At 70.6% G+C, this 23,433-nt stretch carries 27 protein-coding genes; 9 read left to right on the plus strand and 18 right to left on the minus strand.

Going from position 1 to position 23,433, the window contains the following annotated elements; translation table 11 throughout:
* Window positions 1-56: 56 nt before the first annotated feature.
* The 3 genes from ABN273_RS34710 to ABN273_RS34720 all read right to left on the minus strand — a co-directional run bounded on the left by ABN273_RS34710 (window position 57) and on the right by ABN273_RS34720 (window position 1,978).
* A complete protein-coding gene (locus tag ABN273_RS34710; protein ID WP_349453326.1) occupies window positions 57-476 on the minus strand; it encodes an ATP-binding protein in 420 nt (139 codons plus the stop codon).
* A gap of 94 nt (window positions 477-570) precedes the next feature.
* Complete coding sequence (locus ABN273_RS34715; protein ID WP_349453327.1) at window positions 571-1,215, minus strand: response regulator transcription factor; 645 nt, start codon at window positions 1,213-1,215, stop codon at window positions 571-573.
* Between the two features lie 169 nt (window positions 1,216-1,384).
* Window positions 1,385-1,978 (minus strand): hypothetical protein, encoded by a 594-nt coding sequence (locus tag ABN273_RS34720; protein ID WP_349453328.1) that lies wholly within the window; start codon window positions 1,976-1,978, stop codon window positions 1,385-1,387.
* Window positions 1,979-2,039: 61 nt separating this feature from the next.
* Between ABN273_RS34720 and ABN273_RS34725 the strand changes: the two genes are divergently transcribed.
* The 4 genes from ABN273_RS34725 (at window position 2,040) to ABN273_RS34740 (ending at window position 4,746) form a co-directional block, all read left to right on the plus strand.
* Entirely contained in the window at window positions 2,040-2,228 is a 189-nt protein-coding gene (locus ABN273_RS34725; protein ID WP_349453329.1) for a hypothetical protein, read from the plus strand.
* 317 nt (window positions 2,229-2,545) lie between these two features.
* Window positions 2,546-3,097, plus strand: a complete 552-nt coding sequence (locus ABN273_RS34730; protein WP_349453330.1) for a hypothetical protein — start codon at window positions 2,546-2,548, stop codon at window positions 3,095-3,097.
* A 97-nt stretch (window positions 3,098-3,194) separates the two neighbouring features.
* Window positions 3,195-3,767: a copper resistance CopC family protein gene (locus ABN273_RS34735; RefSeq protein ID WP_349453331.1), complete on the plus strand. Its 573-nt coding sequence runs from the start codon at window positions 3,195-3,197 to the stop codon at window positions 3,765-3,767.
* The gene (locus tag ABN273_RS34740) at window positions 3,757-4,746 is read left to right on the plus strand and encodes a hypothetical protein (RefSeq protein WP_349453332.1); all 990 of its coding nucleotides are present in this window, start codon (window positions 3,757-3,759) and stop codon (window positions 4,744-4,746) included. Before ABN273_RS34735 ends, ABN273_RS34740 begins: the two co-directional genes overlap by 11 nt.
* A 206-nt stretch (window positions 4,747-4,952) precedes the next feature.
* Here the strand turns inward: ABN273_RS34740 and ABN273_RS34745 are convergent, their stop codons facing one another.
* Window positions 4,953-5,402 carry a MerR family transcriptional regulator gene (locus ABN273_RS34745; protein WP_349453333.1) on the minus strand — a complete coding sequence of 150 codons (450 nt, stop codon included), beginning with the start codon at window positions 5,400-5,402 and terminating at the stop codon, window positions 4,953-4,955.
* Window positions 5,403-5,440: 38 nt separating this feature from the next.
* Here ABN273_RS34745 and ABN273_RS34750 point away from each other — a divergent pair, with 38 nt between their 5' ends.
* Complete coding sequence (locus tag ABN273_RS34750; RefSeq protein WP_349453334.1) at window positions 5,441-6,094, plus strand: class I SAM-dependent methyltransferase; 654 nt, start codon at window positions 5,441-5,443, stop codon at window positions 6,092-6,094.
* A gap of 101 nt (window positions 6,095-6,195) precedes the next feature.
* Here ABN273_RS34750 and ABN273_RS34755 read toward each other — a convergent pair whose 3' ends face one another.
* Window positions 6,196-6,660, minus strand: a complete 465-nt coding sequence (locus ABN273_RS34755) for a hypothetical protein (RefSeq protein ID WP_349453335.1) — start codon at window positions 6,658-6,660, stop codon at window positions 6,196-6,198.
* A 306-nt stretch (window positions 6,661-6,966) separates the two neighbouring features.
* Between ABN273_RS34755 and ABN273_RS34760 the strand changes: the two genes are divergently transcribed.
* Window positions 6,967-7,977: an ArsR/SmtB family transcription factor gene (locus ABN273_RS34760; protein ID WP_349453336.1), complete on the plus strand. Its 1,011-nt coding sequence runs from the start codon at window positions 6,967-6,969 to the stop codon at window positions 7,975-7,977.
* A 65-nt stretch (window positions 7,978-8,042) separates the two neighbouring features.
* Here the strand turns inward: ABN273_RS34760 and ABN273_RS34765 are convergent, their stop codons facing one another.
* The 10 genes from ABN273_RS34765 to ABN273_RS34810 all read right to left on the minus strand — a co-directional run bounded on the left by ABN273_RS34765 (window position 8,043) and on the right by ABN273_RS34810 (window position 18,228).
* Entirely contained in the window at window positions 8,043-9,017 is a 975-nt protein-coding gene (locus ABN273_RS34765) for a helix-turn-helix transcriptional regulator (RefSeq protein WP_349453337.1), read from the minus strand.
* 155 nt (window positions 9,018-9,172) lie between these two features.
* Window positions 9,173-9,766: a pentapeptide repeat-containing protein gene (locus tag ABN273_RS34770; RefSeq protein WP_349453338.1), complete on the minus strand. Its 594-nt coding sequence runs from the start codon at window positions 9,764-9,766 to the stop codon at window positions 9,173-9,175.
* A 17-nt stretch (window positions 9,767-9,783) separates the two neighbouring features.
* The gene (locus tag ABN273_RS34775) at window positions 9,784-10,944 is read right to left on the minus strand and encodes a cation:proton antiporter (protein ID WP_349453339.1); all 1,161 of its coding nucleotides are present in this window, start codon (window positions 10,942-10,944) and stop codon (window positions 9,784-9,786) included.
* An 8-nt stretch (window positions 10,945-10,952) separates the two neighbouring features.
* Window positions 10,953-11,435 (minus strand): cation:proton antiporter regulatory subunit, encoded by a 483-nt coding sequence (locus ABN273_RS34780; RefSeq protein ID WP_349453340.1) that lies wholly within the window; start codon window positions 11,433-11,435, stop codon window positions 10,953-10,955.
* Between the two features lie 40 nt (window positions 11,436-11,475).
* Complete coding sequence (locus tag ABN273_RS34785; protein WP_349453341.1) at window positions 11,476-12,510, minus strand: fatty acid desaturase family protein; 1,035 nt, start codon at window positions 12,508-12,510, stop codon at window positions 11,476-11,478.
* Window positions 12,511-12,711: 201 nt separating this feature from the next.
* On the minus strand, window positions 12,712-13,860 hold the full coding sequence (locus tag ABN273_RS34790) for an FAD-dependent oxidoreductase (RefSeq protein WP_349453342.1): 1,149 nt from the start codon (window positions 13,858-13,860) through the stop codon (window positions 12,712-12,714).
* A 26-nt stretch (window positions 13,861-13,886) separates the two neighbouring features.
* Window positions 13,887-15,467 (minus strand): MFS transporter, encoded by a 1,581-nt coding sequence (locus ABN273_RS34795; protein WP_349453343.1) that lies wholly within the window; start codon window positions 15,465-15,467, stop codon window positions 13,887-13,889.
* Between the two features lie 92 nt (window positions 15,468-15,559).
* A complete protein-coding gene (locus ABN273_RS34800; protein WP_349453344.1) occupies window positions 15,560-16,960 on the minus strand; it encodes an FAD-binding oxidoreductase in 1,401 nt (466 codons plus the stop codon).
* Between the two features lie 17 nt (window positions 16,961-16,977).
* On the minus strand, window positions 16,978-17,262 hold the full coding sequence (locus ABN273_RS34805) for a hypothetical protein (RefSeq protein ID WP_349453345.1): 285 nt from the start codon (window positions 17,260-17,262) through the stop codon (window positions 16,978-16,980).
* Between the two features lie 69 nt (window positions 17,263-17,331).
* Entirely contained in the window at window positions 17,332-18,228 is an 897-nt protein-coding gene (locus ABN273_RS34810) for a hypothetical protein (RefSeq protein WP_349453346.1), read from the minus strand.
* Between the two features lie 232 nt (window positions 18,229-18,460).
* On the opposite strand from ABN273_RS34810, the gene ABN273_RS34815 reads away from it, so the two are divergent.
* Complete coding sequence (locus ABN273_RS34815; protein ID WP_349453347.1) at window positions 18,461-19,516, plus strand: sialidase family protein; 1,056 nt, start codon at window positions 18,461-18,463, stop codon at window positions 19,514-19,516.
* Here ABN273_RS34815 and ABN273_RS34820 read toward each other — a convergent pair.
* The gene (locus ABN273_RS34820) at window positions 19,507-20,157 is read right to left on the minus strand and encodes a DUF4142 domain-containing protein (protein WP_349453348.1); all 651 of its coding nucleotides are present in this window, start codon (window positions 20,155-20,157) and stop codon (window positions 19,507-19,509) included. The two genes, ABN273_RS34815 and ABN273_RS34820, sit on opposite strands and share 10 nt — an antisense overlap.
* Before the next feature lie 159 nt (window positions 20,158-20,316).
* On the opposite strand from ABN273_RS34820, the gene ABN273_RS34825 reads away from it, so the two are divergent.
* A complete protein-coding gene (locus ABN273_RS34825) occupies window positions 20,317-20,775 on the plus strand; it encodes a pyridoxamine 5'-phosphate oxidase family protein (RefSeq protein WP_349453349.1) in 459 nt (152 codons plus the stop codon).
* On the opposite strand, the gene fxlM is transcribed toward ABN273_RS34825, so the two are convergent.
* Window positions 20,768-21,934: a methyltransferase, FxLD system gene (gene fxlM / locus ABN273_RS34830; RefSeq protein ID WP_349453350.1), complete on the minus strand. Its 1,167-nt coding sequence runs from the start codon at window positions 21,932-21,934 to the stop codon at window positions 20,768-20,770. The two genes, ABN273_RS34825 and fxlM, sit on opposite strands and share 8 nt — an antisense overlap.
* Window positions 21,935-22,057: 123 nt before the next feature.
* On the opposite strand from fxlM, the gene ABN273_RS34835 reads away from it, so the two are divergent.
* A complete protein-coding gene (locus tag ABN273_RS34835) occupies window positions 22,058-22,345 on the plus strand; it encodes a HesB/IscA family protein (protein WP_349453351.1) in 288 nt (95 codons plus the stop codon).
* Window positions 22,346-22,390: 45 nt separating this feature from the next.
* Here ABN273_RS34835 and ABN273_RS34840 read toward each other — a convergent pair whose 3' ends face one another.
* Window positions 22,391-23,371: an acetylxylan esterase gene (locus tag ABN273_RS34840; RefSeq protein WP_349453352.1), complete on the minus strand. Its 981-nt coding sequence runs from the start codon at window positions 23,369-23,371 to the stop codon at window positions 22,391-22,393.
* Window positions 23,372-23,433 lie beyond the last annotated feature (62 nt).

The raw sequence follows: 23,433 nt of genomic DNA on the forward strand, positions 1-23,433 counted from the left end.
GCCATACCGCAGCTTTTCACGACATGGCGGGAGGTCCCAAACCTTCGTCCTCGGGCTCAGGGTTCGGAGCGGCCGCTCTCGATCGGGGCGAGGCGGGGCGCCAGCTCGCACCAAACCACCTTCCCGCCGCTCCGGGGCGAGATCCCCCAGCCGGTGGACAGCAGGCTGACGACGTGCAGCCCCCAGCCGTTGGCCGGACCGGGCTCACGCGGCTCGGGCAGCCGCTCCCCCGCGTCGCCCACCTCGACGCGTACCTGCGCCGCGCTGCCCCTCATCCGCAGGGACGGCGGGCCGTCGCCGTGCACGAGCGCGTTCGTCACAAGCTCGGACACCACCAGCAGGACATCCTCGTGATGGCCCTGGTAGCCGCACTCGGCCAGGGCCCGGCGGGCCATCCGGCGCGCCGCCGTGATGCTGCCTATCTCCTTCGGCAGGGGCGTGTCCACCTGGTACGGCCCCACCTCCTCGCTGCCCACCCCTCTACTGTCAGGTAACGCGGCACCCGATCACGAGACGCAACCGCTCCAGATCGCCTGATGCGGCTGGGGGACGCGGCATGGTGCAGATGCGTCAGTCGAGCAGCCCGTCCCTGCGGGCGAGCGCCACCGCTTCCAGCTTGGACCTGGCGCCCAACTTCTCCAGGACGTGCTGAACGTGGTTGCGTACCGTATTGCGGGCCACGCCGAGGCGTTCGCTGATCTCGAGCGTGCTGGCGCCCTCGGCCAGAAGCAGCAGCGTCTCCCGCTCGCGGGCCGTCAGCGCCGACCCCAGCAGCCCCGCCCGCCCGGTCAGCCGGTCGAGCAGCCCCGGCAGCAACCCGGGTGCGAGCACCACTCCGCCGGCCGCCACCTCCCGCACGGCCGACTCCAGCTCTCCCAGCCGGGACGACTTCACCACCAGCCCGGCGCCCCCGGCCGCCACCACCCTGGCCGCCACGGAAGCGGTCGCCTCGCCGGTCAGCACCAGCACCCGCGCCCTGGGCGCCGCCGCGGCGAGTCTTTCGATGGCCGTGATCCCGTCGCCGTCGGGCAGGCGCCGGTCGAGCACGACGACGTCGGGCTGGAACCTCCCGGTCTCGGCCACGGCCCCGGCGATGGTGCCGGTCTGGGCCACCACCTCGAACCCGGGCACCTTGCCGAGGGCCAGCCCGATGGCCTCGGCGACCATGGCGTGGTCCTCGACGAGAACGACCCGGATCGTGGGGGGAGTCGCCATCCTTCGTGCCTCTGTCCGTGGGTCCTGCTGCCGCACGGGCCGCCCCGGGGACGGCCGGCGCCACGAGCAGTGTCCCACGACCCACCACGCGCCCGCACGACCTGCCCCCGGCCCCACCCGAGCCCGCGGCACACAACGGTCACGACGCGGTCCAGCGCCACGGGTGTCGCTACTTGTGGGATACCGGGCGCCCCTTGAGCTTCGGGTGCTTGGTCTCCCAGTATCGCCAGCCCTCCACCCTGGCGGGCACGTTGGCTATTCCACTGGCGGCCTCGACCTCGCGGCACGTCCCGAGCACCTCCCAGGCCGACCAGCCGATGCGGTAGCCGAAGACCCGGTACCACATATTCCCGTACTTTCCTTTGCTGATCTCCCGCGAATATTCGTGGCCGGTGAAGACCATGTGCCGCTCTTCGAGGTGCGGAAGCCCCAGCTTGCGGAATTCGCGGACCAGGTCCTTCGTCTCGAACTTGTGGGTGACGATCCATTTCCTCTCGAGCTCGGTCTCCAGGAACGCGAGCACTTCGTGCTCCCTCGTGACCGACACCGTCATCGTGCCGCCGGGACCGTCGATGTAGCGGGTGCGCGGCAGGAAGAAGTTTCGCGGCGAGAGCTCATGGACCCTGTAGTAGACATGCGGGTTGCACCTGCCGTGGTCGAAATGGCGGCGAGTGAAGACATCGACGTCGGGGGTGGCCGTCTCTGTCGCGGTCTCTGTCGCCGTCTCCGTCACCGTGGCGGTCGGGGTCGCGGTCGGGGTCACCGTCGGAGTCACCGTCGGAGTCACCGTCGGAGTCACCGTCGGAGTCGGAGTCACCGTCGGGGTGAGAGCCACCCGCGGGCTGGGAGCCACCCTCGGGGTGGGAGTCGGGCTGGAGATCCGGACCGGGGTCAGGGTCGGCGTCACGACCCCGAGAGGGACGTCGGGGGCGTTGTCCGCGTTCGCCGACGAGGTCGAAACCGCGACCAGAGCCATGGAAAGGGAGCCGCATATCGCCCTCTTCATCGCGTGACGTGCCGTGGGCCGGGCGGGCTTGGCTGTGGCTTTTGTCCGGACATTGGGCGTGAACATGTACCGTTCCTTTCGGAATCTGTCGCAATTGACCCGCAGGCCGGAATGCGGCCCGTACCGGCCGCCGAGCGGGCCGAACAAGATCGGTACGATGTTTGCAGTTGCCGCTGGCCATGCCGTAACGCCACGCCGAAGGCGAATTCCCCGTGCCTGGAAAGAGCCGGTGAAAAAGTGTCATCAGCGGGTCGCGTCTTTGACAAAGACGCATCATGGCGACCCGGGCGCCGCGCCGGCCGGTTTTGGAGGAGAATATCGGCTGTGTCCTCCGCGTCCTCAGTGCTGCGTCTCGCGCGGGCCGTCGTGTTCGCGACGGTCTGCGGCGCGGTGTCGGCGGGCGGGCACGCGCTGGCGGGCGGCGGTCTCGTGCCGTTCGGGGTCTACCTGGCCGGGGTGCTGGCGGCGCTCGGGCTCGCGTACCTGATCGACGGGCGCGAGCGCGGGCCGGCCGCCGTGCTGGTGGCGACCACGAGCACGCAGTTGGTGCTGCACCAGCTCTTCGAGCGGCTCGCGCCCGCCGCAGGGGCGGGCGCGGCGCACGGGCATCCCGCGCCCGGCATGACGCTGGTGCATCTCACGGTGGCCGCGCTGACGGCGTGGTGGCTGCATCGGGGCGAGCGGGCGCTGTGGCTCGTGATCCGCCTCTACGCCGCGCCGCCGCCGCTCATCCGGCTGCTCGCCGCCGTCCCGCCCGAGGTCTGCGCGCCCTCGTGGCGGCCGGTGACCTCCGCAGTCCCCGTGTACGCCGGCAGGACCGTCTCCGGCACGATCAGCAGGCGAGGCCCGCCCGGCGGGCCAAGGCACTTCGGTTGAAGTCCATGTCCCTTGGCGCGGCCCCGCGGGGGCGTACCTTTGCCTGTGTCCGGACGGCGCCATGCGCGCGGCCGGAAGATCGTTCTGGAGACCCACCATGGCGTTCCTGCCACGTCACATCCTCGGGGCGGCCCTCGCGTGCGCCCTTGTCCTGGTGTCCACCGCTTCCCCGGCGCTCGCCCACGACTCGCTCAAGAGCAGCTCGCCCGCCAAGAACGCGCAGGTCGGCTCGGTCAAGGAGATCGAGCTCGAATACAGCGCCAGCGTCCAGTTCCCGTTCGTCGTGCTGCACGACACGGCGGGCAAGGCGGTCCCGCTCGGCAGGCCGCGGCTCGCCGGTCCGAAGGTGTTCGCCGACGTGCCCCAGCCACTCGCGCCGGGCTCGTACGTCATCGCCTGGCGCGTCGTTTCGTCCGACGGCCATCCCATTGAGGGCGAAATCCCCTTCAGCGTGAAAGGATCAGCTTCTCCATCGGCCTCGCCCTCGCGCTCCGGCGAGGGGTCAACGGTGAACACGCCGCCCCAGGCGGCCGGCGAGCAGGGCACGGCGTCGGCGGGTGTTCCCGGCTGGATCTGGGGCGGGCTGGCGGTGCTTGTCGTGCTGGGTGCGCTCGTCCTGATCTGGACCGTGCGCCGCGGCCCGGATCGGGAGGAAGTGGATGCGGATTGAGCAAGCCAGGCAGATCGCCCGGCAGTGGGTGCAGGAAGAGGGCGCCGCGCTGCCGGGTTTCGAGGGTGCGTTCCTGACCGGGTCGGCCCTGTGGGCCGACCCGGCCGCGGAGCTGGCCCCGACCTCCGACGTGGACGTCATCGTGGTCGCGGACCAGCCCGCCCGCCTGGGCAAATTCGCCTACAAGGGGATCCTGCTCGAGGTCTCCTCCATTCCCGAGCTCGGCTCCGCGCACGACGTGCTGAGCGACTACCACCTGGCCGGCAGCTTCCACCTCCCGTGCGTGCTGGCCGACCCGTCCGGGCGGCTGACCGAGATCCAGCGGGTGGTCTCGCGCGACTTCGCCGAGCGGCCATGGATCCTGGCCCGCTGCACCAACGCCATGGATCGGGTGCGCGGGTTCATCAACGGCATCGACGAGCGCGCGTCCCTGCCCGACCAGGTCACCTCGTGGTTGTTCGGCACCGGGGTGACCACACACGTGCTGCTGGTGGCCGGGCTGCGCAACCCCACGATCCGCCGCCGGTACGAGGCCGTGCGCGACCTGCTCGCCGAGCACGGCCGGCTGGACTTCCACGAGAGCCTGCTCGACCTGCTGGGCTGCACCAACCTCAGCGTGGCGCAGGTCACGCGGCATCTGGCCGCGCTGGAGAAGGTGTTCGACGCGACGGCCACCGTGCGGGCGCCCTCGTACCGGTTCGACTCCGACATCACCCCGCCGGCGCGGCCCGTCGCCATCGACGGCACCCGCGACCTGATCCTGCGCGGGCTGCACCGGGAGGCGGTCTTCTGGCTGGTGGCCACGTACGCGCGCTGCCTGGCGAAGCGGTCGGCCGCCGGGAAGTCGGGCTACGAGGACGGCTTCCGCGAGCTGCTCGGCGACCTGGGCGCCGAGACGCGCAAGGACCGCCGCCGCCGGGGCGATCTCGTCCTGGCGGCGCTGCCCGAAGTGTGGCAGACCGCGATGGCCCTGTGCTGAGGGGTAACGAAAGCGATGGAGTACGCCCGCACCATCAGGAAGGCCGTCCCGCATCAGCGGGTGATCTTCGCTGTGCACGAAATGAGGCGCCTGGGCCGCCGAGCTGCTCACCATCGCCGAGGACCTGCGTCATCACGACATCGAGCTGGAAACCGGCCGACCAGCCCGCGCTCCAGCGGCTGAGGCCGCCTGTCTCGACGGCGAGGTCAGCGCGAATGAGCCTGCGAATGAACCTCTTCGTGAGCCTCTTCGAGAGAACATCCCGCCAGGAGCGCCGCGACCCCGCCGGCGAAGTTGGCGCACTCGAAGATGTCCTCGTGCGGGCAGGCCAGGCCATGGGCGATGGCGGTGCGTGCCACCTGGGCCTGGGCAATCCGTTGATCCAGCTCGGTGAGCTTGCGTTCGTACAGCTCCCGCCAACCGTCGCCGGCCGGCGAACGAGACGCGATGAACGCTTTGACCTCCCGCAACGTGAAACCGACATCTCGCAGCAACACCACCAAACCGACCAGCTCAACCGCCGATGGCGGATAACGCCGTTGGCCTGAGACCCGGGCCGGCGCCGGTAGCAGGCCGAGCTCCTCCCAGTAGCGCAAGGCGGAGGTGGCGACACCCGTGCGGCTCGCCAGCTCACCGATCGTCAACTGCTCGCCCATTTGACTTCAAGTGTACTTGAAGTCGTTGACTGGCGATCATGCAGACAGCAGGTACATCTCTCAAGCAACGCGCGCTCAGAAAATTGGTGCGCCAGGCGCACCACCCCCGGGGCATCGTCGGGTGGGCGGTCGGCCGGATGTTCGCTCATCGCCCCTCCAACCGGCAGCGCAACACCTGGGCGGTGTCGTTGCTGGACGTGCAGCCCACCGACCGGGTGCTCGAAATCGGCTTCGGTCCCGGCATCGCCATCGCCGAGCTCGCCCGCCGCGCCACCCGGGGCCACGTCTTCGGCATCGACCACTCGCAGGCCATGGTCCGGCAGGCCGCCCGCCGCAACGCCGCCGCCGTCCGCGCCCACCGCGTCCACCTCACGCAAGCCTCCGTGGAGCAGTTGCCGAGCTTCGGCGATCCGCTCGATGCCGTCCTCGCCGTCAACTCCGTGGGGTTCTGGCCCGACCCGGTGAAGCGGCTTCGCGAGCTGCGCAGCCTGCTGCGCCCCGCAGGACGCATTGCGCTCGTCAGCCAGCCCCGCTGCCCCGGCGCCACCCGGGACACCACGGTCCGAGCCGCCCAAGAGCTCCAGGACATGCTCACCCAGGCGGGCTTCACCCATCTGCGGGTCGAGACCCTCGAGCTCGACCCGCCCGTTGCCTGTGTACTCGCCGGCAATCCGCCCGGCATGCCGTCATGACCGCAGACACACACCGACCGGCTTCCCCGCCGGCGTTACGGTGCGTAGTCCGTCGTCGGCCTGGTGGTCGGCTCTCGTGGCGCTGACCCGCGCCGGATTCGCTAGTAGTACAGCCTCCCTACCACATTGGCGGTGCCGAACCAGTCACAGATATCCGCCTGCAAACGCACCGAAACCGTGCGTCCTGTTCTGTTGGTCCACAACGGTTCGGCGGCGTCGCCAACCCTGATACAGGGAGACTCCTTGCCGACAGGCTCGCCACTCCTCATGAGCCGGAATTTAACTCTTTTGCCCTTGGAGCCGGCTACGGCCACCGAGACCTTCCGGCCGGAGCGCACGTTGATGGTCGATTCCGGGCAGGAGTAGAAGCGGTCGCCGCCGACCACGCCGCAGTCGAACGGCCGGGAAGCCATCAGGGCAGCGGCTGATGCCGGAGCCGCCCCCAGGCTGAACAGTCCCGCCATTGCCACGGCGCCGGTCGCCAGGGAGGCGGCCCGGACAATGGCACGGGTGCGGCTGCGCGTAGCGGGGGCGGTCTTGATGTGGCGGGTTTGCGTTACGATCATTTTATTCCTCGCGTCTTTGGCGGTTTCCTCCTTTTGAGGATCCAGCGCGCGGATAGGAAATGCACGGGTGTTTAAGCTGTGGCCTAAACACCCGCGCCACCGGCCCTTCAGAAGTGCTGAGCTGTCCGTGTACGCACCTGACGCGGCGGCGGACCGGCGTGCCCCGGGAGGCCAGGGACCCGTGGGTTTTCGTGTCGACTGGTAGTCGTGCTGAATAAGGCTGAATAAGAAGGCTGCAACATCCCTGCAAGCAGGCCGCGTTAACAAGGGGTACGTCAAGAGAGTCAACTTCGTCGAGGGCGGCGAATGCTGCGTATTCACTTCACCAGTACGGATCTGGCACGTACGCATGTCGCCGAGGCCCCCGACCCCCTTTGGGAGATCGTTTTCAGCCTGCAGATGCTGCAGGCCCGTTACGGGCGTTTACCCTTCGCCGAGTGGCGGCTGCGGGTGAGAACCGATGTCCAGCGGCGCGGCGGGACACGTGAGGTACGGCAGCTCTTGCCGCTCGTTCCCAACGCCAGCTACTTTCCCGATTTCCTCACCCCGGTGGAGGGCCGGCTGGGCCTGGAAGCGGGGATCGAAGCCGTGATCGGTACATCACCGGTTCGAATCGGGCACGAATTAGGCATCCTGCACGATCGCGTGGGCGCCCCGGCCTGGGCTCGGGAGCTGACCGACCGCTCTCCACACGCCCGAGCGCGGCTCGGGCGGATGCTGGCGGTCTACCACGCGCACGCGCTGGCACCGTACTGGTCCGTGATTTGCCGCCGCGCCGAAGCCGACCACGCCCGCCGCACACAGACCCTGCGTGCGGCGGGCACCGGGGGCCTGCTGGACAGCTTCCGTCCCGCCATGCGGTGGCGGCCGCCTGTCCTGGAGATTCCCGGATATCCAGTCGAGAAGGATCTCCATTTACAGGGGCGCGGCTTACTTCTCATTCCCTCTCACTTCTGCTGGAAGCGTCCGGTGTCGTTCGCGGACGGCGACCTTCCGCCGACCCTGCTGTATCCGCTCAGTCGAGATCCACACTGGATGTGCTTCCAGGAGCCGGACGTCCACTCCAATGACCCGCTGGCCCGGCTGCTCGGACGGACGCGGGCCGCCGTCCTGCGGGCCGTCTCCAGTGTCCCCAACACCAGCGAGCTCGCCCGCCGTACCGGCATCACGCCGGCCGCCGCCAGCCAACACACATGCGTGCTTCGTGAGGCCGGGCTCATTACCAGCCACCGGCACGCCAATAGCGTCTTCCACCAGCCCACCGAGCTGGGTGCGGCACTCCTGAACCCTGCACAGACCCGTGGCGTCGGCCCCTGAGCCGGTTGTTTCAGCGCAGACCTCTTCATCAGCGCGAGGAGCGCGCCCATGCGTGACGGTGGTTCTCAGGATGACACTCCGTAGCGGGCGGCGATCGCGGCGGCGCGGTCGCGCAGGGAGTTGCGCAACCACTGCGGGGCCAGGGCTTCGGCGTTCGTGGTGAGCTGCCACAGCGCCCATACGGCGTGTCTCGGATCTTGGAAGGTCAGCTCCAGCCGCAGCCAGCCGTCTGAATCGGGTTCCTCGGCGCGGACGGCCAGCGCGGTGCCCACCAGGTCCTCCCGCCGCGCCGGGTCCACCCGTACCAGCACGGTGACTTGGTCGCCGCCGGTCCGAAACCGCGTGCTGCGTTCCTGCCAGGCCCGGTCCAGATCGACCCGGTCTGGTCGCTGTGCGGGTTCGGCGAGCTCCTGGGCGGCCAAGACCCGGGACAGCCGGTAGGTGCGGTCCGCGCCAGACCTCGTGGCCAACAAGTAGCCCCGGTCGCGTACGGTGACCAGGCCGATCGGGTCCACCGTGCGCCACTTCGGGGCCTGGTCCACAGCCGCGTAGTGGATGCGCAGCTTGTGTCCGGCGAACACCGCGCGCAGGACCTCGGCCGCTATGGCGTCCGGCACCTCCTCATCGACCAGCCGACGCGAGAGGAGGTCGGTCTCCGGGTCGATGAGCAATCGCTCGGCCGCGCCGGCCGCGGTGTCCCGATAGCTCTCGGGCAGCGCGTCAACCACCTTGAGCATCGCCGAAGCGAGCGCCGAGCCGAGGCCGAATGCCTGCGCGCCGCGGCGCGATCCGGCGACCAGCAGGGCAAGGGCCTCGTCGGGATTCAGCCCGGTGAGCTCGGTCCGGAAACCGGGCAACAACGCGAAACCGCCGTGCCGGCCGCGTTCGGCGTAGACCGGGACGCCGGCTGCGGACAGCGCCTCGATGTCGCGCAGCACGGTGCGGGTGGACACCTCCAGCTCGCGGGCCAGCGCGGTCGCGGACAGCCGGCCGTGCTGCCGCAGCAGCAGCACCAGTGAGACCAACCGGTCGGCGCGCACGCGAGAACTTTACCGAAATACACGACACAGAATGTCGTGTATTTGCTGGGAGGCTCGTCAACACGGACCGCGGCTGCCGAGCCGATGGACGTCCGTAATGTCCGCTCGTAGCGGGCCAAGGGCCTCCTGGATCTTCGGGTGCGCTGCCGTGCGGCCTACTCCCGCACGTCCAGCCCCAGGGCCGTGGCCACGACCGTCGCCTGGAAGGGGTCGATGATCGCGCCCTTGAGCGTGACGGTGTGCGGGTCGAGCGTGCTCAGGTCGCTGCCGCGCAGGTCGCACCGCGTCAGGTCGGCGCCGCGCAGCGACGCCCCGGACAGGTCGGCCCGGCGCAGCTCGGCGCCCTCCAGCCGGGACCCCGACAGGTCGGCCTCCCGTAGCCGGGTGCCGCGGAAGGCGCTCCCCCGCAGGTCGGCGCCGGGCAGGCTGACGTACGACCAGTCGCCGCCCTCGACCTTGAGCAGGCCGTAGGTGCATCCGTCGAACACGCTGCCCGTCAGCTTGCACCCGTCGAACGTGGCGTCGAAGAACGAGCACCGTGTGAACGTGCAGTTGAGGAAGCGGGCGCCGTCGTGCACCGACACGTTGAAGCGCACGTTGCTGAAGTGGCACTCCTCGAACGAGGAGCCGTGGTCGGCGAGCTCGGTCAGGTCAACGTCCTGGAACAGCACCCGGCGGTAGCTCTCGCCGGAGATCTCGAGGCTGTCCCAGTCCGTGGACCAGATCGTCTTCTCAGTGGGCTGGGCCATGCGAACAAACTAGCGGATCAGGCCCGTTTCGCGATGGCCGTGATGAGAGGTTGCACCAGCTTGGCCGCCAAGGGCCCGAAGGCCGCGAGGATGAGGACGTACGCCGCCGCCAGCGCGCCGAGATCGGGATGCGCGCCCGCGCCCACCGCGAGGCCCGCGATCACGATGTTGAACTCGCCGCGCGGGATGAGCGCGATGCCCGCCCGGGCCTGGCCCGCCTTGGCGATGCCCGCCCTTCTGGCCGCGTACGCGCCTGTGATCAGCTTGGTGACCATGCTGACCAGGGCGAGCAGCGCGGCCAGCCCCGCCACCGGCAGGATCTTCGCCGGGTCGGTCTGGAAGCCGAAGAAGACGAAGAACACCGCCGCGAACAGGTCGCGCAAGGGCGCGAGCAGCGCGTGCGCGTCCTCGGCGAGCTGGCCGGACAGCGCGATCCCGACCAGGAACGCGCCCACCGCCGCCGACACCTGCAGCTGCTGGGCGAGCCCGGCGACCAGCAGGGCCAGCCCGACCACCTTGAGGAGAAGCACCTCGGAGTTCGGGCTGGACACGAACGCCTCGATGAACCGCCCGAACTTCAGCGCCACGACCAGCACCACGCTCACGGTCAGCAGCGCGATGCCCACGGAGATGGCCCCGCTCACCAGGCTCAGCCCGGCCAGCATAGTGGTCAGGATCGGCAGGTAGACGGCCATCGTCAGGTCTTCGAACACCAGCAGCGACAGCACCGTCGGCGTCTCCCGGTTACCGATCCATCCCAGATCGGACAGGACCTTGGCGGTGATGCCGGAGGAGGTGGCGTAGGTGACGCCCGCCATGGCCACGGCCGCCACCGGACCCCAGCCCAGCAGTAACGCGCAGATCGCGCCGGGCGCGGCGTTGAGCACCAGATCGACGATGCCCGCGCGGGCATTGCCCGTCAGGCTCGTCACCAGCTCGTCGGCGTTGTACTCCAGGCCGAGGGTCAGCAGCAGCAGGACGACGCCCAGCTCCGCGCCGACGGAGATGAACTCCTCGCTGGTGGCCAGCGGCACCAGCCCGCCGGTCCCGAAGGCCAGGCCGGCGATCAGGTAGAGCGGGATGGGCGAGATGCCGACGCGCAGCGCCAGCGCGCCCAGGACTCCCAGACCAAGCAGTACGGCACCGAACTCGAGAAAGAGGACCGCGGTTTCGTGCACCCGCGGCCCTACCCGTCCGCCAGAATGCCGGCCACCTCGGCGGTGCTGTCCTCGCTGCCGACGACGACCACGACGTCGCCCGCCCTGAACACGAACTCGGGTCCGGGGCTGGCGAACACCTGCCCCGCGCGCACGACCGCGACGATGGAGGCACTGGTACGGGTCCGCACGCGCGCCTCGCCCATGGGGCGCCCGGCGTAGGGGGAGCCGGCGGGGATGGGCAACTGCACGCTGACCAGGCCCTCGACCTCCTGGTGCAGCTGGTTGAGCCGCTGCACGATGCGGGGCGCGCCGAGCAGCTCGGCTAGGGCGTCGGACTCCTCGTCGTTGAGCTTGACCACGTGGCACACGGCGTCGGGATCTTCCGCGTCGTAGATCACCAGGTCCCGGCGACCGGTGCGGTGGGACACCACACCGATCCGCTGTCCTTTACGGGTGGTGAAATCGTGACGTAGCCCGATCCCTGGCAGTGCTGTCTGCTCAACCTCCACCTATCCCACCCGTCCAGATCCGCCTATTTTCGCCTAAACCCTACCCAACACGGAGCGGACGCCCCACTGCGTGCAGGTGGCGCATGGCCTGCGCCCACGACTCGACCAGGCCGCACTGGATGTAGTCGACGCCGATCGACTCGCAGTACGCGCGGACGATGGGCTGCGCCTTGCGCAGGTTCGCCGTGGGCATGCTGGGGAACAGGTGGTGCTCGATCTGGTAGTTGAGGCCGCCGAGCGCGGTGTTGACCAGTCGCCCGCCGCGCACGTTCCTGGAGGTCAGGACCTGGCGGCGGAGGTAGTCCAGCTCGTCTTCCGCGGTGAGCACGGGCATGCCCTTGTGGTTGGGCGCGAACGTGCAGCCAAGATAGACGCCGTAGCACGCCAGGTGCACGGCGAGGAACACCAGCGCCTTGCCGGGCGAGAGCACCAGGAACGCCGCGCCCAGGTATGCCACGTTGTGCGCGACCAGCAGCAGTCCCTCGGTCTTGCGGCCCTTCAGCGAGTCACGGCGCAGCCCGCGGAAGCTGGCCACCTTCAGGTTCAGCGCCTCCAGGGTGAGCAGGGGGAAGAACAGGAACGCCTGCCACCTCCCGACGAAGCGGGCCAGCCCGCGGGCGTTCTCTGCCTGGTTGTCCGACCAGAGCAGCACGTCGGGCGAGACGTCGGGATCGTGGTCCTCATGGTTGGGGTTGGCGTGGTGGCGGGTGTGCTTGTCCATCCACCAGCCGTATCCGAGCCCGATCGCCAGGTTGCCCACCAGCAGCCCGGCGATCCGGGACGTGCGCCGCGACCGGCAGATCTGCCCGTGTGCCAGGTCGTGGGCCAGCAGCGTCACCTGGGCGAACGCCACGGCGAGCAGCACCGCGACGAGCACTTGCCACCAGGAGTCGCCGACCGCGGCGAACAGCGCCCAGCTTCCGGCGAAAAGACCCCCCACGAAGCCGATCCTGGCCGTGTAGTAGCCTGGCCGCTTGTCGAGCAGCCCCGCCTGGGCGATCCGGCGCGACAGCTTCGCGAAGTCGCTGCCCCGCTCCCCCGGTGCCCGGCCACGGGGAGTGTCGACCACAGTCACTGTTTGTCTCCGATGCTGGTGAGTTCCGAAGCGAATACCCCTCAGCATCGCTGCGGCGGAGTCTACGCGAACTCCCGCAGTCACCCATCCCTGTGGTAGGGCTGGCCCTACCACAGGACGCCCCGCCGCCTGGGGACCGGGCCGCTCGTGGCGCTGGACGGCCTCACCTGGTGGGGAACGGCGGGCGGCGGGGGCGCCGGCTCAGATCGGCTGCAGGGCGGGCAGCACCGCCGGCCCCTGCGCCGGAACTGGGGCCTCGCCGTAGACGTGCAGGTCAGGGCGGAAGGCCGCGAGATAGGCGGCCCGGTCGGGGAAGCTGGCGACCAGCGCGTCCCCGTAGTCGATGAGCTGGCTGTGGGCGTGCTTGCGGGGCTCGTACCGGGCGGACAGCAGCCGGTCGAGCAGCTCTTGGTCGCCGCCGGCCGCGCAGATGACGTCGGCCAGGATCTCCGCGTCGTGGAGCGTGTAGCTCATGCCCATCCCGGTCATGGGGTGGCAGGCGAACGCGGCCGAGCCCAGCAGCGCCGCGTTGCCCTTGTGGTACGCCCCCAGCCGCAGCGTGGAGACCTTGATCCGCTGCCAGTTCGCGGGCTGGAGCGAGTCGAAGGCGTCCGAGCTGTCGGTGACGAACTTCTTCAGCTCGTCGACCAGCGCCGGGATGCCGTCCTGGAAGATCTCCTCGTCGTTCTCCGGGGGCAGGCCGACGAACACCCTGGCCTGGTCCCTGTTGAGCGGATAGAGGTAGCTGAACCAGCCTTCCGAGCTGAAGTACAGCCGGTTGAGCTGGGCGATGCTGGCCGTCAGCGGCACGGTGGCCACCCGCATCAGCAGCCGCTCGTACGGCGTCGTGCGCGGCTCGATGTCGAGCGCCTGCCGTACGGCCGACTTGGTGCCGTCGGCGCCGATCACGACGCCGGCCCGCAGCCGCCGCCCGTTCGACAGCGCCAGTTCCTCGACGCGGCCGTCACCCATCGTGATGTCGTCGACGCCGGCGTCGAACCAGAAGTCGACGCCCTCCATGGCGCAGCACGTGTAGATGAGCTCGACCAGCTCCCGGTAGGGGCGGATGAGGAAGCCGTCCGGGTAGTGGCACTCCTGGATGGGGTCGCCGTCGTGGTAGTAGCGGACGACGTCGCGCCTGAGGCCATGGCGTCCGGCGAGGTCGGCCAGCCCGTGCCGGGCGAGCACCTGCAGCCCGGGGGGCTTGAGGAAGTCGGCGCCCGCGCTGGGGACCGAGGGTCCCTGCTCGATGACGACGACGCGCTGGCCGCGGCGGCTCAGCAGTAAGGCGAGGAAGCAGCCGCCGAGCCCGGCGCCGACGATGGCTACGTCGCACGATGTGGTTGCCATGACGAGAGCCCTTTCGAAAGATTGAACTAGTTCGTGTGCCCGCGAGTCGAGGCGAGCGGGCCCGGCTCGGCCGCCCGCTGCCGCGGGACACTCTCCGCAGCGGTGTCCATGGGGGGTGTGCGGGTCTCGACAGGCAGCAACGCGTCGGCCTCCGCCGCCACGGTGGCGAGGGTCATGCGCAACTCCAGCAGCATCCGGCGCGGCACTTTGATCATGACGTCGCCGGGGTCGGTCCGGAGCCGGGTGATCTTGGTGAGGGCCAGTGCGCCGATGAGCACCGAGATGGCCACGCACATCGCGAGCGCGCCCGCCAGCCCGGCGAAGGGGCCGGTCATGAACGGGTGGTCGATGACGACCGACACGACGGCGACGCCCACGGCCCCGCCGACCATGCGTGCCATGGTGGCCGCGCCGACGGCGGAGGCGTACTGGTGGGGGCGGGCGGCCAGGGTGGTGGCGACGGAGGTGCCGGGCGCGAGCGCGCCGACGCCCATGCCGACCACGACGCTGGCGATCAGGCCCCACACGGTGGGCCCGGCCTGGGTCAGCACGAGCACGCAGGCGCCGCCGCAGAGCAGCGAGCCGGCGTAGATCAGGCCGTACGCGCCGACCCGCTTGACGAGGCGCCCGGCCAGGAAGCTCGTCACGACGACCGCCACCGACGTGGGCGTCAGCCACATGGCCACTTCGAGCATGGGGTAGCCCAGGTGGAGCAGGTACAGCGGCTGCACGGTCAGCAGCCCGTACGACAGCGCGCCGAAGCCCCAGGTCGCCAGCCAGCCCCAGACGAACCTGGGACGCCGCCACAGGGCCAGGTCGATCGCCGGCAGGCGGTGGTGCTTGGCCTGCGCGAGCGCGCCGCCCAGCAGGGCCAGCGCGGCCAGCGCCAGCCACACCACGTCCATGCCCCAGGCCATGGCCTTGGAGATGGCCAGGACGATGACCGCGATGCCCGCGGCCAGCAGCCACGCGCCCAGCATGTCCGGCACGCCCCTGGCCCCGGCGCGCTTACCCGGCGGAAGCCCGACGCAGGCGATCAGGAGCGCGACGCCGATCACGACGTCGGGGACGAACAGCGCCCGCCAGCCGACCGCGGCGGCCAGCCAGCCGCCGCCCGCCTGCATGAGCAGGCAGCCCAGCCCGGAGGCCGAGCTCCACAGCGCGATCGCGCCACGCCGCTGCGACTCCGGCAACTCCCCGAGCAGCAGCCCGAGGCTGGCGGGGATCATCGCCGCGGCGCCGGCGCCCTGGACGGCCCGTGCCGCCAGGACGTACGACCAGGAGTCCACCAGGACGGTGGCGATCCCGCCCAGCACGAACACCACGAGCCCGACGGCCAGCACCCGTCGCCGGCCGCACAGGTCCGCCCAGCGGCCCGCGGTGGCCAGCAGCGCCGCGATCGGGATGAACGCCGCGCTGGTCAGCCAGACCAGGTCGCCCAGCGGCATGCCGGCGCCGGCGGGTGTGTACCGCAGCACTCCGACTGCCAGGGTGGTGGCCGTGGTGTCGGCCATCACCGTCAACATGACACCCGCGCCGACCAGCCGCAGCATCACGGCGTGACGGCGGTCTACGGTGCTCGTCCCCCGCGCTGGTGACGAACGCACGTGGTCACCTCCAAGCTATGAGTGGCTCCGCCAACCGGCACTCTCCGGCTGTGCGACCGGCGGAGTCGGGACAGTTCGGTCAGGCACGATGATCAGGCGCCGTAACGGCCGGGAGAGAGCAGGCCGTCCGGGTCGAGAGCGGTCTTGAGCCGGTGCAGCATGCCGAGGCTGGCGGTGCTGGTCTCCGACCACACGTCGGCCGCGGCGTGGTCGATGTCGGAGCGGTAGATCGCGCACCCGTTCCCGCGCAGCAGGCAGTTGCCGTCGTTGCGGAGCTGGTGGGCCCGGAAGGGGGCGTCCGGCGCGCCCCGGTCGAAGAAGATCTGGATGACGCCGTTGGCCAGGTGCTTGCTGACGAGGTTCCACTCGACCATGAGGGCGGTGCGGTGCGCGTCCACGGCCGTCTGGAGCGCGGCCAGGATGTGCTCGGTCCTTCTCGCGTGCATGGGCATCAGCGGCAGCAGTGCCAGGAAGCCCATGTCGCCCTCGTCGATCTGGTCGCAGGAGGTCACGCCGAGCGCGTTGCGCACGCCCAGGCAGGTGGGAATGCCCTGCGCCATGAGCGCCCTCGGGTAGAGCGGGTCGTCGGCGGGCACCTCGGCCGCGTCCATCACGCGCAGCGCCTCGGCGCCCTCGACCTCGATGAGCGCCTTGCGGAGCAGCTCCTCGGCCAGTTCCACGGTGGCGTCGCTGCCCATGAGCGGCCCGAGGATGGTGAACAGGCTCGGGTCGACCCCCTTGGGCAGCGTCCAGTCACCCTGGCTGGGGGTGAGCGACAGCTCGCGCACGCGCATGAGCCCGTCGGCCGGGTTGCCGCGGCGCAGGAACCCGGTCATCGCGCCGATCGCCGTCCCGGCCTGGTCGCGCTGGAAGCGGCCGTGCACGAGGGCGATGGTCTGCGGGCGCGGCACCAGCGCGACGGCCATGGCGGTGACGATGCCCAGGTTGTGCTGGACGAACGCGGGCGTGAGGTCGGGCCCGGCGACCCGGCCGTGGTAGCGCCCGGCCGGGTCGAGCCCGCCGGTGGTGACCACGCTGCCGTCGGCGAGCACGGCCTCGATCCCGGCCGTGTCGTGGACGCGCGAGCGGATGCAGCCGTCGCCGCGGTCGAGCGCGTTGCCGACGACGGAGGTGTCGGCGCAGGAGGCGGTGACGTTCAGCATCCACGGGGTGTCGCGCAGCACCTCGGCGAGCTGCGCCTGGGTGACTCCCGGCTCGACGACCGCGTAGCCGGCCTCCAGGTCGAGGCTGCGGATGCGGTTCATGCCGCTCAGGTCGACGACCAGGTTGTGGTCGGTGACCGGCATGGCCGAGCCCATGCCCCAGTTCCTGCCGGTGCTGATCGGGTAGAGGCGGCGGCCGGACGCCGTGGCCCGCCGCACGAGCGCGCGTACCTCGTCGAGGCTGCGCGGCGTGTCGATGCCCGCCACCGAGCGCGGGTGGTGGCCCCCGACCTCGTGCGACCTCAGCTCCAGTCGCTCTAGTTCTTGCATGGTTCTCCTCTTTCGGCTCACGCGATGTGCTGGAGCAGGTCGTCGATGGAGCCGATGGCCTGGTTGGACATCTCCCTGATGCCGAGCAGCCGCTGCTCGACGTACACGTCGGGCACGTCGGGCACGTCGGGCACGTCGGGCACGTCGGGCACCAGGGCGGCGTCGGGGAGATCGAGGGTTCCGCGCGGCGGCGCCTGCACGGGGACCTCGTGCAGGCTGTAGGGGTGCCGCCGGGCCCTGGCGGTGTCGGTGTCGCGGGTGTCACGCATGGTTCTGGCGGGCAGGTGCGGGGCGGTTCGCATGACGGGAGCTCTCCTACCGGACTCGAATGGGGTTTTCCGGGCGACCACTCGCCGTTGAGCGGATCTGGTTCAGCGCGCGCCCTCCGTGTGGTCGAGGTGCTCGACCAGCGGAGTGACGGCCGCGGGGGTGGCCCGCGGCACGCCGTGGTTGATGACGCTCGCGGCGATGCGGCGTTCCGCCAGCCCCATGTGGGGACGGCCGGCGGCGCCGACGGGGCTCGGCCGGGCGCTGGCCGAGCCCCGGATCATGGAGCTGGCGTGCACCCATCGGCGGGACTCTGCCAGCACGTCGCGCTGCGCGCGCGACAGGTCGGAGTGGCGGGCGTACTGCTCGCACACGGCTCTCGCCAGCACCCGCGCCATGACGAGGTGCTCTTCGCAGGCGGTCGTGACCTTCGCCTCCAGGCCGATGACCTGGGCGAGGAGCAACTGCAGGTGTGGCAGGCCCGAGCTGCGCTCGAACCCGTCGAGCTCGGCCAGCCGCTCGGGCCAGCGCAGCCGCCGCTCGATCGAGGCGCACACGGCCGCCACGACCTGCGCGGGGGGCTGGTCAGGGCGCTGTCCGTCGAGCTGCACGGCCCGCTGCGCCGTCGCTTCGAAGTCGGTCAGCCTGCGCAGCCCGCTCTGGAGCAGGCGTACGCGGTTGTGCAGGCAGGCGGCGCTCCATCCGAGGACCAGCAGGCGGTCCGCGTCGGCCTCGCAGTGCCAGCCGACCAGGGCCACCTCGCGGGCCATGCGGTGGTAGAGCACCCAGGACTCCTGCTTGGCCACCGGCACCGGGGTGTCGATCCACACCTGCAGGCCGCCTGGGGGTACTTCGTCGACGCCGACGTCGATGCCGTCGGGCGCGACCCTGTCGCAGATCCGCTTGACCACCCGCTGCTGGGCGGCTGTCTCCGGCGCCAGGGGCACCGGGCCTGGCAGCACTCGCTCTGGGGCCACTCTCGCCCTCGGCTCGATGCTCATCTAGGGCCACCTCCTGACGCGGCCTACGTAAATTGACACTTAATAGTGCCGTCCTGATAGTCGTCACGGGGCGGTTTCCTGTCAACTCCCACTTAACGAAGTCGGCATGGATCGCTGGCGGGCACGGGCCAGGACCGGACGGCAGGCGACTTCCCGCTGGTGAATCCCGGGTTACGGAGCGTGGATCATCTAGAGTCCCGTTAGCTCGGCAAGACGGGGGAGGAACGCGACCATGCCGATGGCAAGATCCATGCTCGTGGCCCTGTCGGTGGCCGTGACGGCGCCCACGTGGCCGGGCGTGGCGCAGGCGGAGGCCGGTTACTGCCGGCTACCGGATCACTCCGCCACGAGCGGGGCTAACCCAATCGATACTGCTTCCTCACTCGGCTGGATTCACCCCCTCCCGCCGCCCGCCGACAGGGATCCGACGGAGTCCGAACGGCTCGACTTCGCGGGCTTCCCCAACGTGTCGGCCATCGACGTCCTGAAGCACGACGGCGCTCCCCGCCAGAAGCTGATCACCACGTTCACCACCAACGTGGACGAGATCGTCACCCTCACCAACGCGGCGGCGATCTCCGACGACGGCGGCCTCACGTTCGGCCCGGCGAGCCGGACGCCGCTGCGCGAGGCGCCCATCGAGCTGCTCGACGGCCGCTACTTCGCCACGGAGTACTACCTGCGGCGGACCGGCCCCCACCCGGCCCGGCTGGGCGTGCTCACCTCGAGGTCGCCGGACGACCAGGAGAGCTGGGAACGCTCGGAGCCGACGCTGTTCACACCCGGCGACCTGCTGCCCGGCGGGGCGGCCCACGGGGTGCCGATCCAGCTGGCCGACGGCACGATCCTGATCACGGTGTACGCCCGTTACCGCGACACGGGGACGTACCAGGCCGAGGTGTACGCCAGCCACGACGGCGCGCGCACCTTCGAGCGGCGCGGTGTGATCGCGGGACCTTCGGAGAGGTTCGTCTACAACGAGGCGGCCGTCGAGCAGACGATGGACGGGAGCCTGCTGGACCTGGCCGCCATGCACCGGCTGACCCGCATCGGCCTCAGCCTGCGCCCGGGCCACGCGGCCGGCGCCCGCGTGTACGTCTCCGCGGACGGCCGCTCATGGGGCGAGCCGGTCGTCACGATCACCGGCAGGACGGACTACGCGCTGCGGTATTCGGAGCTCGCCAGGACCGGCCGCCACGTCAAGATCGTCACCGACCCGACCTCCGGCTGCGAGCCGGAGATCGGCCGGACGTGCAGCATGCTCAACGAGGTGGAGCTCTACTCGTGACCCGTGGGCGTCATCGGCGACTGCGGCGTCTCCGGACCGGGCGACGGCTCCGGCGGTGCCGGGCTGCCGCCCTGGGCCTGCCGCAGCGCGGACAGGTGCTTCTCCAGCGCCGGCAGGGCGCCCTTGGCCAGCGCCACCACCGCCGGCGACGACCCCTGGGCCACTTCCGCCTTCGTGGCCGCGATCGCCTCCATGTGCTCGTTGGTCATGACAGCGATGAACTCCTGGTCGAAGCCCTTGCGCGTCGCCTCCTTCAGCCGGACTATCTCGGCGCGCTGATCGGCGCTCGGGGACGTGGGGAGCTTGATCCCGAGCCGCCCGGCCGTCTTGGTGACCTTGGTGTCGAGCTCGGTGTGGTCGGCGACGATCATCTTGCCGATCGCCTTGATCCGCGGCGTGCTGCCCTTGCCCCGCCCCAGCTGCCCCATCTGCATCTCGGCCAGGTTGCCCTCGTGGATGGCCCACATCCAGGCCTTGTCCTGCTCGGACGGCTGCGCGCCGGTACGCGGCCCGGTAGGCAGCTCGGTAGGCGGCTCGGTAGGTGGCCCGGTAGGCGGTGCGAGGCCCGCGGTGTCCGTCGGCACGCCACCGCACCCCCCGAGGGCGACGACGGCCACGGCTGTCAGCAACAGAGTGCGCATGAAATTTTCCTATGACATAGCGATAGGTCTCCAATACAGAGAGTAATCGTCGCAGTTCAGGGGGCCCCGCATTCCGGGTATCCGGGCGCGTCAGACGTCCAGGTCGGGACCGTCGACAATATGACGAGCACGACAAGACCGATGTGACCGGAGCCCCGAATGACGCGCCCTGACCCCCGCACCCCCGACCAGCGCAAGCAGGACACCCTGGACCGGCTCGAACACGACGTGGACCTCTGGGTCGCCACGGCCGGCGAGGGCGGCGTCCCGTACCTGGTGCCGTTGTCGTTCCTCTGGGACGGCGCGACGCTGCTCATCGCCACGGCGACCGCCAGCCCGACGGCCCGCAACCTGCTGGCCACCGGCAGGGTGCGCCTGGGCGTGGGCCTGGTGCGCGACGTCGTCCTCATCGAGGGCACGGCGGAGGCCACCCCGGCGGCGGACATCCTGGCGGAGGTCGGCGACGCGTTCGCCGCGAAGGCCGGCTTCGACCCGCGCGAGGAGCCCGACCCGTACCACTACTTCCGCATCACGCCGCTTCGCCTGCAGGCCTGGCGCGAGGCGAACGAGCTCAAGGGCCGCGACCTCATCCGCGACGGGAAGTGGGCGGTCAGCTGAAGCTCAGCACCAGGGTGGTGTGGTGCTTCCTGACGACCGTTTCGCCGCCCGTCACCGGAGCCGGGTTCCGGTACGCCGCCACGCGCAAGGCGCTCATGTCCGGGCGGCCGGCCTCGTCCCATGCCCGGACGTGTCCGGCCAGCTCGGCCGCCAGTCCGGCGCCGCCGGGGCCATGGCCCTGAGCCGCCACTCCGGCGCCCGTGGCCCCCTTGCCCCGGGCCAGGTGCGAGCCCTCGGGGGCGAGCAGCGCGATGGAGTCGCCTTCGACGAGGCCGACGCTCATGCCGTAGCCACGGCCCAGCTTCCCGCTGAGGGCGCACCACCGGGGCTCGTGCAACGCCAGCCAGAGCGAGAAACTCGCGGCGTGGGCCGGCCCCATCTCCTTCACGGCGATCTCCACCGGCACGGCGTCGAGCGCGGCCGGCACGTCGCCGACCTCGCGCGGCTCGGGCAGCGCCAGCATCAGATCCGGATCCCTGCGCAGCACCGCGACCACCTCGGGCCCGGCGAACGGCCCGCGCATCCGCATGAACCCGCACGGCGCCACCGATCGGCTGGCCCAGCGGTCGCCGTCGCGCTCCAGGGCCACGGAGGCCTGCACGCCGCGCAGGTCAAGCGGCGCCACCAAACGGCCGTCCGCGCCCAGCTGCTCCAGCCAGGCGGGGGCCAGGTCCCAGACGCCGACCGTCGCGATCAGGCGGTCGTACGGGGCCGGCCCGGCATGCCCCTGGGCGCCGTCGGCGCACACCACCTCCACCTGCGACACACCCGCGGCGGACAGGTGCCGCCTGGCCTGCGTGACGATGCCGTCGTCGATGTCCACGCTCACTACGCGCCCGGACGGCCCCACGAGGTGCGCGAGCAGCGCCGCGTTGTAGCCGGTGCCCGCGCCGATCTCCAGCACCCGCTGCCCCGGCTCCACGCCGAGCTGGTCGAGCATGATGGCCATGATCGCGGGCTGCGAGGACGAGCTGATCGGCAGGCCCGCGTCGTCGCGTTTGGTGACGATGGGCTCGTCGCGGTAGGCGTCCTCGGGGGCGACGCCGGGCACGAAGAGGTGGCGCGGCACGGCGAGCAGCGCGCCGGCCACGCGGTCGCTGATCTCCTGCTGCTCCCGCAGCAGCTCCACCATGGCCCGTCTCTGCTCCGCGAACTCCATGACCCCCATTGTCCACGGGCCTCGCGAGCAATTCTTGGTAAAGAAGAAGTCAAGAAGGGTTGAGTGCGGCAGAAGGGGGAAGGGCAGGCAACTCCTGAACGTCGACCGTGAGGAGGAGCCGTAGTGCTCACCCTGACAGCCAACGCAGCCCAGGCGATCCGCGACCTGACCGCGGCCGCGCCCGAGCCTTCGCAGAGCGGGATCCGCATCTCGTCTCAAGGGGAGGGCTCGAGCTCGCTCACCCTGACGCTGGCCACCGCGCCGGAGCCGGCGGACGAGGTGGTCGAGGCCGAGGGGGCGCGCGTCTATCTCGACCCCGTCGCCGCCAGCGTGCTGGACGACAAGTCTCTGGACGCCGGAGCCGACGCCCAAGGGAGTGTGTCTTTCCTGGTAAAAGAGCAATCCGTCTGAGCCGGGCGCCCGCCGTGCCGCTCACCGGCACGGCGGGCGTACCCGTCAGTCCTCGCCGAGGAGCTTGTGCAGGTAGCGCAGCTGCTCCTCCGACTGGAACCCGCCGCCGCCCTCGTGGCCGTTCCACGGCCACACGCTGATCTCCTTCGGGCCCTGCCAGTGGTTGTACGCGGCGAACACCGTGGACGGCGGGCAGATGTCGTCCATCAGCGCCACGGAGTAGAGCGCGGGCGCCTGGCCGCGGGCGGCGAAGTTGAGGCCGTCGAAGTACGCCAGCGTGCGGAACACCTGCTCGGCGCTGTCCCTGCGGGTGGCGAGGAAGCGGACCAGCTCCTGGTACGGGTCCTTCCCGGTGATCTCGACCGCGCGCCGGAAATGCGTCAGGAACGGCACGTCGATGAGCGCCGCCTTGACCGACGGGTGCAGCGCGGCCGTGGCCTGCGCGATGCCGCCGCCCTGGCTGCCGCCCGAGACGACGACGCGGCTCGCGTCGACCGACGGGTGCTCGAGCGCGGCGTCCACGGCCCTGACCGCGTCGGTGAAGACCCGCCGGTAGTAGTAGTCGTCCGGGTCGAGGATGCCGCGGGTCATCATGCCCGGCGCCTGCGGCGTGGCGCTGCCGTGCGGGTCGCCTGTGGCGCCAGGGCTGCCGGGGTTCGCCCCGCCGTGGCCGCGCGTCTCCATCACGAACACCGCGTACCCCGCCGTGGGCCAGAACAGGTGGTCCTTGGAGAACCCGCGCCCGCCGCTGTAACCGATGTAGTGCATCACACACGGCACCGGAGCCTCCACGCCACGCGGCACCAGGAACCACCCGTTGATCCGGTGCCCGCCCCAGCCCGCGTAGGAGACGTCGAACACGTCCACGGAGGCGAAGGGGATGTCGTACGGAACGTACTCCGCGCGCAGGTCGAACTCCCTGGCCTCGCTCAGGGTGCGTGACCAGAACTCGTCGAAGTCGGCAGGCTCGTCGCGATCGGGGCGGTAGTCGCGGAGTTGCTCAAGCGGCAGGTCGAACAGTGGCACGGAATCTCCAGCCTGTAGAGGGATGCTGATATTTCACCTCATCCCGCCGGAAAGCGCTATCC

This window comes from Nonomuraea sp. B19D2 (genome assembly GCF_040137845.1).
GTDB lineage: Bacteria > Actinomycetota > Actinomycetes > Streptosporangiales > Streptosporangiaceae > Nonomuraea.